At 71.1% G+C, this 15,395-nt stretch carries 12 protein-coding genes; 5 read left to right on the plus strand and 7 right to left on the minus strand.

Features of this window, described 5'->3' with window-relative positions:
- Positions 1 to 71 precede the first annotated feature (71 nt).
- The 4 genes from ACFYV5_RS23875 (at position 72) to ACFYV5_RS23890 (ending at position 5,297) form a co-directional block, all read left to right on the plus strand.
- A complete protein-coding gene (locus ACFYV5_RS23875; RefSeq protein WP_355112018.1) occupies positions 72 to 860 on the plus strand; it encodes an MIP/aquaporin family protein in 789 nt (262 codons plus the stop codon).
- 35 nt (positions 861 to 895) lie between these two features.
- The gene (glpK, locus tag ACFYV5_RS23880) at positions 896 to 2,431 is read left to right on the plus strand and encodes a glycerol kinase GlpK (RefSeq protein ID WP_355112020.1); all 1,536 of its coding nucleotides are present in this window, start codon (positions 896 to 898) and stop codon (positions 2,429 to 2,431) included.
- A 6-nt stretch (positions 2,432 to 2,437) separates the two neighbouring features.
- The gene (locus tag ACFYV5_RS23885) at positions 2,438 to 4,042 is read left to right on the plus strand and encodes an FAD-dependent oxidoreductase (protein ID WP_389171604.1); all 1,605 of its coding nucleotides are present in this window, start codon (positions 2,438 to 2,440) and stop codon (positions 4,040 to 4,042) included.
- A 187-nt stretch (positions 4,043 to 4,229) separates the two neighbouring features.
- Positions 4,230 to 5,297: a PAC2 family protein gene (locus ACFYV5_RS23890; RefSeq protein WP_389171607.1), complete on the plus strand. Its 1,068-nt coding sequence runs from the start codon at positions 4,230 to 4,232 to the stop codon at positions 5,295 to 5,297.
- Between the two features lie 109 nt (positions 5,298 to 5,406).
- On the opposite strand, the gene ACFYV5_RS23895 is transcribed toward ACFYV5_RS23890, so the two are convergent.
- From ACFYV5_RS23895 to ACFYV5_RS23915, 5 genes are all read right to left on the minus strand, one after another.
- Entirely contained in the window at positions 5,407 to 8,445 is a 3,039-nt protein-coding gene (locus ACFYV5_RS23895) for an NPCBM/NEW2 domain-containing protein (protein WP_389171610.1), read from the minus strand.
- 129 nt (positions 8,446 to 8,574) lie between these two features.
- Positions 8,575 to 9,804, minus strand: a complete 1,230-nt coding sequence (gene mshC, locus ACFYV5_RS23900; RefSeq protein ID WP_355112025.1) for a cysteine--1-D-myo-inosityl 2-amino-2-deoxy-alpha-D-glucopyranoside ligase — start codon at positions 9,802 to 9,804, stop codon at positions 8,575 to 8,577.
- 146 nt (positions 9,805 to 9,950) lie between these two features.
- Positions 9,951 to 10,787, minus strand: coding sequence for an SCO1664 family protein (locus tag ACFYV5_RS23905; RefSeq protein ID WP_389171612.1), 837 nt, complete (start codon positions 10,785 to 10,787; stop codon positions 9,951 to 9,953).
- A complete protein-coding gene (locus tag ACFYV5_RS23910; RefSeq protein WP_389171616.1) occupies positions 10,751 to 11,341 on the minus strand; it encodes a DUF3090 domain-containing protein in 591 nt (196 codons plus the stop codon). The genes ACFYV5_RS23905 and ACFYV5_RS23910 overlap by 37 nt, the downstream gene beginning before the upstream one ends.
- Before the next feature lie 77 nt (positions 11,342 to 11,418).
- Positions 11,419 to 12,108, minus strand: a complete 690-nt coding sequence (locus ACFYV5_RS23915; protein ID WP_355112030.1) for a histidine phosphatase family protein — start codon at positions 12,106 to 12,108, stop codon at positions 11,419 to 11,421.
- 108 nt (positions 12,109 to 12,216) lie between these two features.
- Between ACFYV5_RS23915 and corA the strand changes: the two genes are divergently transcribed.
- Positions 12,217 to 13,209 (plus strand): magnesium/cobalt transporter CorA, encoded by a 993-nt coding sequence (gene corA / locus ACFYV5_RS23920; RefSeq protein WP_389171971.1) that lies wholly within the window; start codon positions 12,217 to 12,219, stop codon positions 13,207 to 13,209.
- A 27-nt stretch (positions 13,210 to 13,236) separates the two neighbouring features.
- Here corA and ACFYV5_RS23925 read toward each other — a convergent pair whose 3' ends face one another.
- On the minus strand, positions 13,237 to 14,022 hold the full coding sequence (locus ACFYV5_RS23925; protein WP_389171619.1) for a ferritin-like domain-containing protein: 786 nt from the start codon (positions 14,020 to 14,022) through the stop codon (positions 13,237 to 13,239).
- A 246-nt stretch (positions 14,023 to 14,268) separates the two neighbouring features.
- Complete coding sequence (locus ACFYV5_RS23930; protein ID WP_355112033.1) at positions 14,269 to 15,318, minus strand: LLM class F420-dependent oxidoreductase; 1,050 nt, start codon at positions 15,316 to 15,318, stop codon at positions 14,269 to 14,271.
- Positions 15,319 to 15,395 lie beyond the last annotated feature (77 nt).

Raw genomic sequence — 15,395 nt, forward strand, 5'->3', positions numbered from 1 at the left:
ATTCGAGGGCGCGGACCACCGGAGGGACCCGGGGTTCGCCTTCCCCTGGACGAAGGACAAAGGAGTCGCGGGTGTCCAGCTCCGACATCTTCATCGGCGAGATCATTGGTACCGCCGTACTCATTCTGCTCGGCGGCGGAGTCGTCGCCGCTGTGGTGCTCAAGCGCTCGAAGGCACAGAACGCCGGGTGGCTCGCCATCACCTTCGGGTGGGGCTTCGCCGTCATGACCGCCGTGTACATGACGGGTACCCTCTCGGGCGCCCATCTGAACCCCGCCGTCACGGTCGGCATCGCGATCAAGGACGGGGACTGGAGCAACGTCCCGGTGTACTTCGCCGGTCAGCTGCTCGGCGCCATGCTCGGCGCGTTCCTGGTCTGGATCGCGTACTACGGACAGTTCCAGGCCCACCTCACGGACCCGGAGATCATCTCCGCTCCGCCGCACGAGGAGGGCATGGTCGACCAGAAGGCCGCGCCGAAGGCCGGCCCGGTGCTCGGTGTCTTCTCCACCGGACCCGAGGTCCGCAACGTCTGGCAGAACCTGGCCACCGAGATCATCGGCACGGTCGTGCTGGTCCTCGCGGTGCTCACGCAGGGCCTCAACGACAGCGGCAAGGGCCTCGGCGTCCTCGGCGCCCTGATCACCGCGTTCGTCGTGGTCTCCATCGGCCTCTCGCTCGGCGGCCCGACCGGTTACGCGATCAACCCGGCCCGAGACCTCGGCCCGCGCATCGTGCACGCCCTGCTCCCGCTGCCGAACAAGGGCGGCTCCGACTGGAGCTACGCCTGGATCCCGGTCGCCGGTCCGCTGATCGGTGGCGCACTCGCCGCGGGTATCTACAACCTCGCGTTCGCCTGAGCCGTCCTTCCACCCAGACCTCCTTGGAGCACACCGTGACCGACGCACACACCGCCGGCCCGTTCATCGCCGCCATCGACCAGGGCACCACGTCGTCCCGCTGCATCGTCTTCGACACGGACGGCCGGATCGTCTCGGTCGACCAGAAGGAACACGAGCAGATCTTCCCGAAGCCGGGCTGGGTCGAGCACGACGCCGCCGAGATCTGGGCCAACGTCCAGGAAGTCGTGGCGGGCGCCATCGACAAGGCGGGCATCACCTCCGCCGACGTCAAGGCCATCGGCATCACCAACCAGCGCGAGACCACCCTGCTCTGGGACAAGCACACCGGTGAGCCCGTCCACAACGCCCTCGTCTGGCAGGACACCCGCACCGACGCCCTCTGCAAGGAGCTCGGCCGCAACGTCGGCCAGGACCGCTTCCGCCGCGAGACCGGGCTCCCCCTCGCCTCGTACTTCGCCGGCCCGAAGGTCCGCTGGCTGCTCGACAACGTCGAGGGCCTGCGCGAGCGCGCCGAGCGCGGCGACATCCTCTTCGGCACCATGGACTCCTGGGTCATCTGGAACCTGACGGGCGGTGTGAACGGCGGACACCACGTCACCGACGTCACCAACGCCTCCCGCACCATGCTGATGAACCTCCACACCATGCAGTGGGACGAGCGGATCCTGGACTCCATGGAGGTCCCGGCGGCCGTACTGCCGGAGATCCGCTCCTCCGCCGAGGTGTACGGCACCGTCAAGGGCGGCGTCCTGGACGGCGTCCCCGTCGCCTCCGCGCTGGGCGACCAGCAGGCCGCCCTGTTCGGTCAGACCTGTTTCGCCGAGGGCGAGGCCAAGTCCACGTACGGCACCGGCACCTTCATGCTGATGAACACCGGCGACAAGATCATCAACTCCTACAGCGGCCTGCTGACCACGGTCGGCTACCGGATCGGCGACGAGAAGCCGGTCTACGCCCTGGAGGGGTCGATCGCCGTCACCGGTTCGCTGGTGCAGTGGATGCGCGACCAGATGGGCCTGATCAAGTCCGCCGCCGAGATCGAGACCCTCGCGTCCTCGGTCGAGGACAACGGCGGCGCCTACTTCGTGCCGGCCTTCTCCGGACTGTTCGCCCCGTACTGGCGCTCCGACGCCCGCGGTGTGATCGCCGGCCTCACCCGGTACGTCACCAAGGCGCACATCGCCCGTGCCGTCCTGGAGGCCACCGCCTGGCAGACCCGCGAGATCACCGACGCCATGACCAAGGACTCCGGCGTCGAGCTGGCCGCGCTCAAGGTCGACGGCGGCATGACCTCCAACAACCTGCTGATGCAGACGCTCTCGGACTTCCTCGACGCGCCGGTCGTGCGTCCGATGGTCGCCGAGACCACCTGCCTCGGTGCCGCCTACGCCGCCGGCCTGGCCGTCGGCTTCTGGCCGGACACCGACGCCCTGCGCGCCAACTGGCGCCGCGCGGCGGAATGGACCCCTCGCATGGACGCCGACAAGCGTGACCGCGAGTACAAGAGCTGGCTGAAGGCCGTTGAGCGCTCCATGGGCTGGCTCGAAGACGGATCTGACGAGGAGTAATTCGACATGACCACCCTGCGATGCGTCCCTACCCTGGGGACGCGCCCGGCTGCCGGTTCCCTGCCGAGCCGCGCCGAGACCCGGGAACAGCTTTCCAAGGCGACGTACGACCTCCTGGTGATCGGCGGCGGCATCCTGGGCATCTCCACCGCCTGGCACGCCGCGCAGTCGGGTCTGCGGGTGGCCCTGGTGGACGCCGGCGACTTCGCCGGCGCCACCTCCTCCGCCTCCTCCAAGCTCCTCCACGGCGGTCTGCGCTACCTGCAGACCGGCGCCGTGAAGCTGGTGGCGGAGAACCACTTCGAGCGGCGTGCGGTCTCCCGTCAGGTGGCGCCGCACCTCGCCAACCCCCTCACCTTCTACCTGCCCGTCTACAAGGGCGGCCCGCACGGCGCGGCCAAGCTCGGCGCCGGTGTCTTCGCGTACTCCGCCCTGTCCGCCTTCGGTGACGGGGTCGGGCACCTGCTCGGCCCGGCGAAGGCCGCGCAGGACGTGCCGGAGCTGCGCACGGACAACCTCAAGGCCGTGGCCGTGTACGGCGACGACCAGATGAACGACGCGCGCATGGCGCTGATGACGGTCCGCGCCGCGGTCGACGCCGGTGCCGTCGTCCTCAACCACGCCGAGGTCACCGGGCTGCGCTTCACCCGCGGCCGGGTCACGGGCGCGGAGCTCAAGGACCGCACGAGCGGCGACGAGTTCGGCGTCACCGCCCGTCTCGTGCTGAACGCGACCGGCCCGTGGGTCGACCACCTGCGGAAGATGGAGGACCCGAACGCGGCCCCCTCCATCCGCCTGTCCAAGGGCGCGCACCTGGTCCTGAAGCGGACCTCGCCGTGGAAGGCCGCGCTGGCCACCCCGATCGACAAGTACCGCATCACCTTCGCCCTCCCCTGGGAGGACATGCTGCTGCTCGGTACGACCGACGAGGAGTACGAGGGCGACCCCGGCCAGGTCGAGGTCACCGAGAAGGACACCGCCCAGATCCTGGACGAGGCCGCGTTCTCCATCCGCGACCAGCAGCTTTCGCGCGATCTCATCACGTACGCCTTCGCCGGCCTGCGGGTGCTGCCGGGCGGTCCCGGCGACACCTCCAAGGCCAAGCGCGAGACGGTCGTCACCGAGGGCCGCGGCGGGATGCTGTCGGTGGCCGGCGGCAAGTGGACGACCTTCCGCCACATCGGCCGTACGGTGATGAAGAAGCTGGAGTCCCTGCCGGGCCACCCCCTCGGCGAGGATTACGAGTCGGTGTCGACGCTGCCGAAGCGGCTGCCGCTGCCCGGCATCGCCAACCCGAACGCGGTCGCGCACCGGCTGCTCGTCGACGGTCCGGCGCCCGGCCCGCGCATGGCCGCCGACACCGCCAAGCACCTGGCGACGCACTACGGTTCGCTCTCCTTCGACATCGCGCGGATGGCGAACGAGAACCCGGAGCTGGGCGAGCGGATCCACCCGGACGCCCCGGAGATCTGGGCGCAGGTCGCCTACGCCCGTGACCACGAGTGGGCCGAGACGGCGGACGACGTGCTGCGTCGCCGGACGACCCTGACGATCCGCGGTCTGGCGACGGACGAGATCCGCGGCAAGGTCGAGGACATGCTCGGCCGCTGACGGGTTCACCGGGCAAGGGGGCGGTCTCCACGGAGACCGCCCCCTTACTCGCGGGATGCCAAGGGGAGTTCCTGGGTAGTCGATCAAGGCCGAGAACGGTTTCGGGCGTGTCCGAGGGCTGCGGACGGGCCGCCGGAAAGCCGTAAGGTTGGTCCGTACGACAGGAACGTCGAAAAGGAGGCACTGGGTGATCGAGCTCGAGGGGGTTCCCGAGCTGATCGACCCGGTCATGGTGGCCGCGTTCGAGGGCTGGAACGACGCCGGCGACGCTGCCTCCACCGCGGTCGCCCATCTGGACCGGGAATGGAAGGGCGAGGTGTTCGCGGCGCTCGACGCCGAGGACTACTACGACTTCCAGGTCAACCGGCCCACGGTGTGGCTGGACAACGGTGTCCGGAAGATCACCTGGCCGACGACCAGGCTCTCCGTGGTCCGGGTCGGCGGGGACAAGCCGCGCGACCTGGTCCTGGTGCGCGGGATCGAGCCGTCGATGCGCTGGCGCTCGTTCTGCAACGAGATCCTGGGCTTCGCCCATGAGCTGGGCGTGGAGATGGTGGTGATCCTGGGCGCGCTGCTCGGCGACACCCCGCACACGCGGCCCGTGCCGGTCAGCGGGGTCACGTCCGACCCGGATCTGGCGCGGACGATGGATCTGGAGGAGACGCGCTACGAGGGCCCCACGGGCATCGTCGGCATCCTCCAGGAGGCGTGCACGCACGCGGGCGTGCCCGCGGTGAGCCTCTGGGCGGCGGTGCCGCACTATGTGTCGCAGCCGCCCAACCCGAAGGCGACGCTGGCGCTGCTGAACCGCCTGGAGGACCTGATCGGCCTGCGGATCCCGCTGGGCGAGCTGCCCGAGGACGCGCGGGCCTGGCAGCTGGGCGTGGACCAACTGGCCTCCGAGGACAGCGAGGTGGCGGAGTACGTCCAGACGCTGGAGGAGGCGCGGGACACCGCGGAGCTGCCGGAGGCCTCGGGCGAGGCGATCGCCCGGGAGTTCGAGCGGTATCTGCGGCGGCGTGACGGCGGACCGGGTCCCGGCCAGGGCCCCGGCCTCGCGACGGACGGCGGTGACGCCTCGTACCTGAGGGAGACCGGCAGCGGCCGGACACGGCCGCCGAAGCCGGACCAGCCGGGGCCGGAGGCGGCGCCGGAGGGCTCCCAGCCGGTACCGCCGGACGCGGCCGACACGCCGGAGACGGACGCGCCGGACGCGCCGGAAGAGGGCGACGCCGGCGAGGGCGACCGCGAGTAGTACGGAAAGGGGGGCCGCGCCGGGATCGGCGCGGCCCCCCTTCCCGCGTCCCAGGCGTAGGGGCTGTGACCGACGGTGATGCCCTCCGGCCCCTCGCACGACGTGACGGTCAGGCGCAGGCGAAGCGAGCCGCCGCCCAGTCCGCGTGGTCACCGCTCTTGGAGCCGTTGGTGTCGGTGATCCGCAGGTGGACGTGGCGGGCGCCGGTGACGTCGACGTCGACCGGTACGGTCGCCGAGGCGCCGGTCAGCTTCGGCGAGGTCCACAGCACCTTGCCGTCGGCCTCGACCGAGAACGCGACCTCCCCGTAGCCGTTGATCTCGTCGTCGATGCCGACCTCGGCGGTGAACGCGGTGCAGCGGCCGCCGAGATAGACCTCGATGTCGGAGTCGGCGTGGGCGCCGATGCCCTTCTCGTAGGTCTTTCCGGCCAGGGTGAGGGTGCGGCCGTCGTTCGCGCCCGACTCGCCGTTGGAGCGGTCGCGTTCGGGCGGGCCCCAGCCGTTGGTGGCCTTCAGCCAGACCAGATCACTGGCCCAGGCACCGGTGGACGGCGGCTCGGGCATCACTCCGACGGCGAAGCGCTGGACGGCCGTGCGGTCCTGACCCGCGGAGCGGTGCCGGGCGGTCGCGGTGAGGGTGGCCTCCCCGGGCTCGGCGTCCTTGGCCGGGGTGACGGAGACCTCGACCCGCTTCGTGGTGCCCGCCGGGATGCGCGCGACCGGCGCGGCCGGGGTGGCCTGCCAGCCGGCGGGGGTCGTCAGCGAGACCTGGACACCGGTGGCGTCCTTCGTACCCGCCGTGACGTCGACGGCCACGGTGCCGGGTGCGCCGGCGCCCAGCTCCTGTCCGGCCGGGACGGCGACGGTGGCGGCGGCGCCCGGGACGGCTCCGCCGACGGCGCTGGTGTCCGCCAGTTCGAGGGTGAAGGCCCGGTCGGTGCGCTGGGCGGCCGTCTTGACCTTCACCACTCCCCCGCGGTCGTCGCGGTCGTACCACCAGCCCTGGCCCGCCGCCTCGTAGGCGGCCCGGGAGGTGAGGCGGGGCAGCTCGCGGTCACCGAGCGTGACCTCGCTCGGGGCGTCGCCGGTGTGGACGGTGAACTGGTACGGCCGGGCGGCGGACTTGCCCGCGAAGGCGCCCTTGCTCGCGCCGATCCGTACCGTCACGTCGCCCGCGCCCCGTTCGGGCGCGCCGACCTCCGCGGTCTGGGTGGCGTACTGGCCGGCGCGGTGGGCGCGGGTGACGCCGTCGTCCTCGTACAGCTCGAAGGACGAGGAGCCCTGCGGATAGATGTCCCAGGCGAGCGGGGAGTCCGGGGTGCGGTCGGCGTACGAACGGATGCCGCCGGGCCACATCGGGACGGTGGCCCCGGCCCGTACGAACAGGGGCAGGGTGTCGAGGGGGGCGCTGTAGTCGTCGACGGTGACGGGGCCCTGGTAGGTGCGCCCGCTCCAGTAGTCGATCCAGGTGCCCTGGGGGAGGTAGATGCCGTCGCGTTCGACGGCGTCCTGGTAGACCGGGGCGACGAGGAAGTCCTCGCCGCTGAGGAACTCGTACTTCGCGGCCTCGGTGGCGGCCTTCGGGTCCTCGGGATATTCGAGGACGAGCGGCCGGGCGAGGCCCACGCCGGTCTTCGTGGCTCGGTGAGCGTGCGAGTAGATGTAGGGCAGCAGCGACTCGTGGAGCTTGAGGGAAGCGCGGTTGATCGAGGTGTACGGCTCGCCGTAGCGGAAGGGCTGCTTGTCGTTGGCGGCCCAGCCGTCCATGGTCATGGTGACCGGCAGGAACATCTTCCACTGGAGGTCGCGGGTGTACGTCTTGGCGCTGCCGCCGAAGATGCCGTCGACGTCGCCGGTGGTGTAGGCGAGGCCGGACATGGAGGCGCCGGCGTAGGTGGGGATCTGCCAGCGGATGTACTCCCAGGTGCCGGACTGGTCGCCGGACCACTGCACGCCGCAGCGCTGGGCTCCGGACCAGCTCTCGGGGGCCCAGGTGAAGCCACGGGCGTCACTGTGGGCCTCGATGCCCGCGTAGGCGTCCTTGCAGCCGTCGAGGGCGAACTTGTAGCCCGCGCCGACCCAGGCGACGTCGAGCTTGGCGACCCGCTGACCGGCCTTCACCTGGTCGGCGAGCTTGTCGAGGCCGTCCTCGGTCCACAGGCCGAGCTGCATCTTGCGCTGCTGCAGGCCGGTCGCGGTCTCGGCGAGGTTCTCGTAGCCGCAGCCGTAGCCGTCGTTGACGAGCATCCAGCCGTTGGGCATGTCGTGCTGGACATAGCCGTCGGCGACCTTCAGGGCGTCGAGGGTGTGGCGCTCGCCGCGGTTGGCGTTGTGGAGGTAGCAGTCGGCGTCGCCGATCTCCAGGCCGTAGACGGGCGGCAGGAACGGTTTGCCGGTGAGGTTCGTGTACTGGCCGATGACGTCCTTGACGGCGTCGGAGCCGTCACCCGCGAAGTAGTAGGCGTCGAAGCGCTGTTCGCGGGCGGTGGTGGTGACGGGCTCGCCGAAGACGTAGGTGTTCGGGGCGTAGGTGTTGCGGTAGACGCCGTAGCCGGCCGAGGAGACGTAGAACGGTACGGAGTTGGGGTGCCCGCCGTCGTTCCAGTTGTAGTCGACGCCGACCTCGACGGTCTTGCCGCGGTGGGAGGTGTTGCCGCGGCCGTTCTGCATCCCGGCGCCGTAGAACTGCTCGCCCGCGCCCCGGGCCAGGGACTGGGTGGTGCGGTCCTGGTTCCAGGTCAGGCCCTGGGTCTCGGACCACAGGGGGGTGCCGTCCGCGCGGAAGGCGGCGAAGTGGAGGGGCGCCTTGTAGGCGCGCACGGTCACCTTCGCGGAGGTGAGTTCGTAGCGGTCGCCGCGGTCGTACCAGCGGGTGGCGGGCGGCGGGCCCTGGGGCAGGACGATGTCCCGTCCGGTGGGGTCGGTGAACCGTCCGTCGGGGGCGAGTTCGATGCGGAAGGTCTCGTCGGTGACGAAGCTGACGCGTGCCTGTGCCTCACCGGCGGTCAGGCGGTAGACGGATCCGTCGGCGTTGAAGCCGGTGACGTCCCCGACGGTGGTGGGTGGCGGCTCGGCGGACTGGGCACTGCCCGGTCCCGCGAGCACGGCGAGGAGCCCGAGCACGGCACCGGAGAGTGCAGCTTTCATGCGCACTATTGATTGCATGGAGCGTATTTAGCGCAGAAACGAGCACGGAGCCAGGACAAAAAGGAACCGCCCCCGGACTTCGTGGAGAAGTCCGAGGGCGGCTGTCCGAAAGGGAGTTGGAGGGCCCCGCTACAGAGCCACCCCGAGCAGCGCGTCGACGGCGCGGGAGACGAGGCCGGGCGCGGACTCGTCCGTACCGCCCTCGGCGCTCTGGTGCGCGGCCCAGCGGTCGACCGCGGCGAGCGCGGCCGGTGCGTCGAGATCGTCGGCCAGCGCCTCGCGGATCTCCTCGACGAGCGCGTCGGCGGACGGGCCGTCGGGGCGGGAGACCGCGGCGCGCCAGCGGTCCAGGCGTGCCAGGGCGTCCTGGAGGACCTGGTCGGTCCACTCCCAGTCGGCGCGGTAGTGGTGGGAGAGAAGCGCGAGCCGGATGGCGGCCGGATCGACGCCCTGGCGGCGGAGCGCGGAGACGAAGACCAGGTTGCCCTTGGACTTCGACATCTTCTCGCCGTGCAGGGCGACCATGCCGGCGTGGACGTACGCCTTGGCCATCGGGAACTCGCCGGTCAGCGCCTGGGCGTGGGAGGCGCCCATCTCGTGGTGCGGGAAGATCAGGTCGGAGCCGCCGCCCTGCACGTCGAAGCCCATGCCCAGGTGGTCGAGGGCGATGGCGACGCACTCGATGTGCCAGCCGGGGCGGCCCGGGCCGAGGCTTCCGCCGTCCCAGCTGGGCTCGCCCTCACGGGCGGCCATCCACAGCATCGGGTCGAGCGGGTTCTTCTTGCCCGGACGGTCCGGGTCGCCCCCGCGTTCGGCGGAGAGGTGGCGCATCAGCTCGGTGTCGTAGTTCGACACCTGGCCGAAGTGCGGGTCGGCCTCCACGGAGAAGTAGATGTCGCCCTCGAGCTCGTACGCGGCGCCGGAGTCCCGCAGCCGCTCGACCAGCGGCACGATGCCCGGTATGGCCTCGACCGCGCCGATGTAGTGCTGCGGCGGCAGCATCCGCAGGGCGGTCATGTCCTCGCGGAAGAGGGCGGTCTCGCGCTCGGCCAGGCCGACCCAGTCGATGCCGTCGCGGATCGCCCGTTCGAGGAGGGGATCGTCGACGTCGGTCACGTTCTGGACGTAGTGGACCTGCCGCTTGGTGTCGAGCCACACGCGCTGAACGAGGTCGAACGCGTTGTAGGTCGCCGCATGACCCAGGTGGGTCGCGTCGTACGGCGTGATGCCGCAGACGTAGATGCGGGCGACGGGGCCGGGGGCGAGGGTCACTCGTCCGCCGGTCGCGGTGTCGTGGATCCGGAGGTCGCGGCCCTTGCCGGGCAGGGCGGGGACCTCAGAAGCGGGCCAGGCATGCATGCCCTGAGCGTAACCGGACAGGTGTTCCGGATACGAACCGGATGCGGGATCTTGACCGATGAGGCGCTCTTGCAGCTCGCGCCCGTTCATGCATACCCCCTGGGGGGTGCGGGTCCACGGATCGCGGGTTGGCCGGATCCGATCGGTCAGACCGGTGGCCAGGGGATCGCCGGCCACTGACCGGAGGGCTCGGGGTGCCGGCCGGTGGCGCGCAGGGCCTTCACCCGGCCGCGCAGGGCGTCCACCTCGGCCGCGGTGAGCAGCTCCGCCAGCCGGGTGGCGAGCGGCGTGCCGGAGGCCAGCTCCCCGTCGAGCCGGTCGAGCACCTCGACCGCCTCCGGCGGCAGCTCCTCGCCCGCCCAGCCCCACAGCAGGGTGCGCAGCTTGTCGTCCACGTTGAAGGTCACCCCGTGGTCGATGGCGTACAGACGCCCGTCCGGGGCGGGCAGCAGGTGGCCGCCCTTGCGGTCGCCGTTGTTGATGACGGCGTCCAGGACGGCGAGCCGGCGCAGGTCCGGGCTGTCGGCGTGGACGAGCAACGCGGTGCGGTCCTCGCCGACCTGGGCGGGCCCGACGGCCTTCCAGCCCTCCCCCGCCTCCTCGTCCTCGGTCAGGGCGAGCAGGCGCGCACCGGGGGCGGCCTCGATCCACAGCTGGACCATGCCCTCGCCGTACGGACCCTCGCGCAGCACGGTGGGCGGTACGAGACCCCAACCGGTGGCTTCGGAGAGTTCAAAGGCGGCGACCTCGCGCTGGGCGAGGGTGCCGTCGGGGAAGTCCCACAGCGGCCGCTCGCCCGCGACGGGCTTGTAGACGCAGAAGGCCTCCTCGCCCTCGTGGGCGACGGAGCAGTAGAGCACCGCGTTGGAGGCCTCGCGGACCTGGCCGCGGACGGTCAGCTCCCCGTGGGTGAGCAGGTCGAGGACCGCCCGGCTGTCGGGACCGCTCATGCTCCGCGCCGGTATCCGTTCTGGCGCGGGCACACATGGCCCTCGGGGTCGAGCGGCAGGCTGCACAGGGGGCACGGCGGCCGGCCGGCGTTGACCACGTCGAGGGCCCGCTTGGCGAAGGCCCTGGCCTGGGCGCCGGTGAGCCGGACCCGCAGCATCGGCGGGCCGTTCTCCTCGTCCTGGAGCATCCGCTCCTCCGCCTCGGCGAGGTCCTCGTCGGTCTCGGCCTCCAGCTCGACGAGCGCCTGGGCCTCGACGATCATGCGCTGTTCCTCGCCGTCCCAGGCCAGTGCCATCGTGCCGACCCGGAACTCCTCCTCGACCGGGACGTCGAGGGGGGCCGTGTCCGTGATGTCCGCGGGGGCGACGGCCGGGACCGGGGCGTTGCCGCCGGTGCGGCGCACGACCTCGTCGAGGAGTTCGTCGATGCGTTCGGCGAGCGCGGCGACCTGGGTCTTCTCCAGGGCCACGCTGGTGACCCGGCCCGCCGCGGACGCCTGCAGGAAGAACGTACGGCGGCCAGGCAGCCCGACCGTGCCGGCCACGAAACGCTCCGGTGGGTCGTAGAGGAACACCTGACGGGACACGTCCCTGACTCCCTTGAGTCTCGACAGCGGTGAAGGCCCGCGCTACAGCGGCCCGTCCACCCTACTGCGCGGATGGATCACGGTGCGCCCGCACCGCCTCCGACCTCCGCGGCCCCGCCGCCGTCGCCGCTCTCGCGCGGGGTGAGCGCGGCGAAGTCACCGGTGTCGCCGAGGCGCACGAGGAAGGGGCGCAGCCGCGTGTAGCGGATGGCGGTGACGGAACAGGGGTCGACATGGATCCGCTGGAAGAGGTCGAGGTGCATCCCGAGGGCGTCGGCGACGATCGACTTGATGATGTCTCCGTGCGAGCACATCGCGTAGACGGCGTCCTCGCCGTGCTCGGCCTCGATCCGGGCGTTCCAGTCCCGCACGGCGTCGACGGCCCGCGCCTGCATGGCGCGCATCGACTCGCCGCCGGGGAAGGCCGCGGCGGAGGCGTGGGCCTGGACGATCTGCATCAGCGGCTCGTCGCCCAGTTCGGCGAGCTTGCGGCCGGACCAGTCGCCGTAGTCGCACTCGCTGATCCGCTCGTCGGTGTGGAACGCCAGACCGGGCCGGGCGTCCAGGAGCGGACGCAGGGTCTCGCGGCAGCGCTGCAGCGGGCTGGAGACGACGGCGGCGAGGGGCACCCCGGCCAGTCGTCCGGGCAGCGCGGCGGCCTGCGCGGCGCCCCGCTCGTCGAGGGCGACGCCGGGCATCCGTCCTGCGAGGACCCCGGAGGTGTTGGCGGTGGAACGTCCGTGACGGACGAGGATCAGCGTGGCCATGGCCGCAAGAGTAGGCCGCTCCACGCGCGCGTGGAGCGGGACGGGAACCGAGAACGGAGATCAGAAAGGAGTCCACGGACGCGCGTGGGGTGACGGAGTCGGGGAACAATACGCCGCGTGATCGTGGATTCAGCCATCTACCGGGACGGGCGCCGTACGGACGGCCCCGCCGATCTGTCCGATGCCCTGGAGCAGGCGAGAGCGGCCGGCGACGCGTTCCTGTGGATCGGGCTGCACGAGCCGACGGAGCAGGAGTTCGACCATGTCTCGGCCGAGTTCGACCTGCATCCGCTGGCCGTGGAGGACGCGCTGAAGGCCCATCAGCGGCCCAAGCTGGAGGTGTACGACGACTCGCTCTTCGTGGTCCTCAAGCCGGTCCTGTACGAGCCGGAGAGCGACCGGGTCTCGTCGGGCGAGGTGATGGTCTTCATGGGCGACTCGTTCGTGGTGACCGTGCGGCACGGCGAGGGCGCTCCGCTCGCGGCGGTACGGCACCGGCTGGAGGCCGACCCGGAGCTGCTGCGGCACGGTCCGACGGCCGTCCTGTACGCGATCAGTGACGAGGTCGTGGACCACTACATCGAGGTGGCCGGCGAACTCCAGGTCGACCTGGAGGAGCTGGAGGCCGACGTGTTCGCCCCGACGGGCGGGAAACCCGGGAACACGGCGGAGCGGATCTACACCGCCAAGCGCCAGGTGCTGGAGTTCCGCCGGGCGAGCAGCCCGCTGGCGACGCCGATGGAGCGCCTCGCGGCCGGCACCGTACCGTTCGTGCGAGAGGAGGCGAAACCGTTCTTCCGGGATGTGAGCGACCATCTGACCCGGGCGACCGAACAGGTCGAGGGCCTCGACCGGCTCCTGTCGGACGTGCTGTCGGCGCATCTGGCGCAGATGGGTGTGCGGCAGAACGACGACATGCGGAAGATCTCGGCGTGGGCGGCCATGGCCGCGGTCCCCACGATGGTGGCGGGGATCTACGGCATGAACTTCGACCACATGCCCGAGCTGCGGTGGGGCTGGTCGTACCCCGTGGTGATCCTGCTGATGGCGGGCGCCGTCGTCAGCCTGTACAGGCTGTTCAAACGCCGGGGCTGGATGTAGCGCCCGCCGGGGTGTCGTGGGGATGGTTCAGAACGCGGGCGCCGGGGTGGGCGGGCCGCCGAGCGCGTTGCGCCGCTCGGGCATCGTGAGGTCGACCATCTTGTGCCAGCCGCCCACCCGCTCCCACGCGTACATGCCGTGGATCCCGGCAGCGAGGGCGGCGGACTTGGCCTTGGGCCAGCGCAGGATGCGGCCCATGTGGCTCATCACGGCGAGGCTCACATCGCGGTACACCCGGATCTCGGCGAGCGCGGACTCCCGCAGGGTGTGGTGGATGAGCCGGCCGTGTCCGGCGTACGCGAGGCGCAGCAGCTCCTCGTGGCAGTAGGCGAGGTGGTTCGCCTCGTCGTTGTCGATCATGTGGATCGCCTTGCCGAGCTCGGGGTGGTCCCCGAAGTACGTGACCAGCATGTCCATCTGGTCCGCGGCCCGCTGCTCGGTGACCCGGCTGTGCGCGAGGTAGACGATGATGTCCTCCTCGCTCAGCGGCTCGTCGCGGCGGAGCTTGTCATGGGCGAGGCCGATGCCGCGCTGTTCGAGGAGCATCGTGTAGTCCGTGTCGGGCGGCACCGGCACGGGCTCGAGACCGCGTTTCTTCAGCAACGCGTTGAAGATCCGGCCGTGCTTGTCCTCGTCGGCCCCGTGCCGGGTGATCTTGGGGGCCATGTCCCGCATCCCCGGCGGCACGAGGGCCGCGATCCGGGCGTTCTCCCAGCCGCCCTGGGCCTCGCCGCTGGCGGCGATGGAGCAGAAGAGCTGGAAGGACTCGTCGTCGTCGATGATTTCCTGGAACAGGCTCTTGGCCGTCAGCATGGTGCCACCTCCATGCGGGCGTCCGCACGCCGCACGTCCGCAGAGAACGAGTCAAGTGCGGTACGGGCGCGTGGGCAACAGGAACGGCGGGTGACTCCGCCGAAAGAAGTACGGCCGGCGCTCGTAACCAGGAGGTCCGTGGAGCGTTGTGCTGCATGACGGCCGTGGCGGGGAAGACCCCCGAGCCCCCACCACGGCCGCAGACTTCCTCCGGCCCGATCCTGACCGCTCCGGACCGCTCCGCTCCTAGGCGAGGCCCGCGTGCTCCAGGGCCTCGGTGCCCGCCCGCAGCGCCGCCACCCGCTCGTCGAGGGTGAAACCGGCCGGGGCGAGGGTGAGAGTGGTGACACCGGCCTCCGCGTAGGCCTTCATCCGGTCCGCGATCCGCTCCACGGAGCCGAGCAGGGTGGTCTGGTCGATCAGCTGCCGCGGTACGGCGGCGGCGGCGCCCGTCTTGTCACCGGCCAGGTACTTGTCCTGGATCTCGGCCGCCTGCTTCTCGTAACCCATGCGCTGGGCGAGCTGGTTGTAGAAGTTCTGCTTGCGGCTGCCCATGCCGCCGACGTACAGAGCGGTGTAGGGGCGGAAGATGTCGGCGAGGGCGTCGATGTCGTCGCCGAGGGCGATCGGCAGCGTGGGGTGGACGTCGAATCCGTCCATGGTCAGCCCGGCCTTCTCGCGGCCCGCGCGGAGCGGGCGCAGCGCTGTCTCCTCCAGATGCTCGGCCGAGGGGAAGATCAGCAGCGCGCCGTCGGCGATCTCGCCGGTCTGCTCCAGGTTCTTCGGGCCGATCGCGGCGATGTAGAGGGGGATGTGCTCGCGCTGCGGGTGGACGGTGAGCTTGATGGGCTTGCCCGGGCCGTCCGGCAGCGGGAGCGTCCAGTGCTCGCCCTCGTACGTGAGGCGCTCGCGCGCCATGGCCTTGCGGACGATCTCGACGTACTCGCGGGTGCGGGCCAGCGGCTTGTCGAACTTGACCCCGTACCAGCCCTCGGAGACCTGCGGCCCGGACACCCCGAGGCCGAGGCGGAACCGGCCGCCGGAGAGCGAGTCGAGGGTGGCGGCGGTCATCGCCGTCATGGCGGGCTGGCGCGCCGGGATCTGCATGATCGCGGAGCCGACGTCGATCCGCTCCGTCTTGGCGGCCACCCAGGAGAGCACGGTCGGGGCGTCGGAGCCGTAGGCCTCGGCGGCCCAGCAGACGTCGTAGCCGAGGCGGTCCGCCTCCTGCGCCACGGCGAGGTTGTCGCCGTCCATACCCGCGCCCCAGTAGCCGAGGTTGATGCCGAGCCGCATATCCGCACCCTCTTTACTGATCAGTAACGTCCCTTGGGCCGGACTCTAGCGCGCGGGTACGCGATCCGTCAGGAGGA

Source organism: Streptomyces sp. NPDC003035 (assembly GCF_042888285.1).
In the GTDB taxonomy this organism is placed as follows: Bacteria; Actinomycetota; Actinomycetes; order Streptomycetales; family Streptomycetaceae; genus Streptomyces.

Bases quoted from the DNA above. Each gene is read 5' to 3' on its own strand.
- ACFYV5_RS23885 (WP_389171604.1), top strand. From the start codon at position 2,438: ATGACCACCCTGCGATGCGTCCCTACCCTGGGGACGCGCCCGGCTGCC.
- ACFYV5_RS23895 (WP_389171610.1), bottom strand. From the start codon at position 8,445: ATGAAAGCTGCACTCTCCGGTGCCGTGCTCGGGCTCCTCGCCGTGCTC.
- mshC (WP_355112025.1), bottom strand. From the start codon at position 9,804: ATGCATGCCTGGCCCGCTTCTGAGGTCCCCGCCCTGCCCGGCAAGGGC.
- ACFYV5_RS23915 (WP_355112030.1), bottom strand. From the start codon at position 12,108: ATGGCCACGCTGATCCTCGTCCGTCACGGACGTTCCACCGCCAACACC.
- ACFYV5_RS23925 (WP_389171619.1), bottom strand. From the start codon at position 14,022: ATGCTGACGGCCAAGAGCCTGTTCCAGGAAATCATCGACGACGACGAG.
- ACFYV5_RS23930 (WP_355112033.1), bottom strand. From the start codon at position 15,318: ATGCGGCTCGGCATCAACCTCGGCTACTGGGGCGCGGGTATGGACGGC.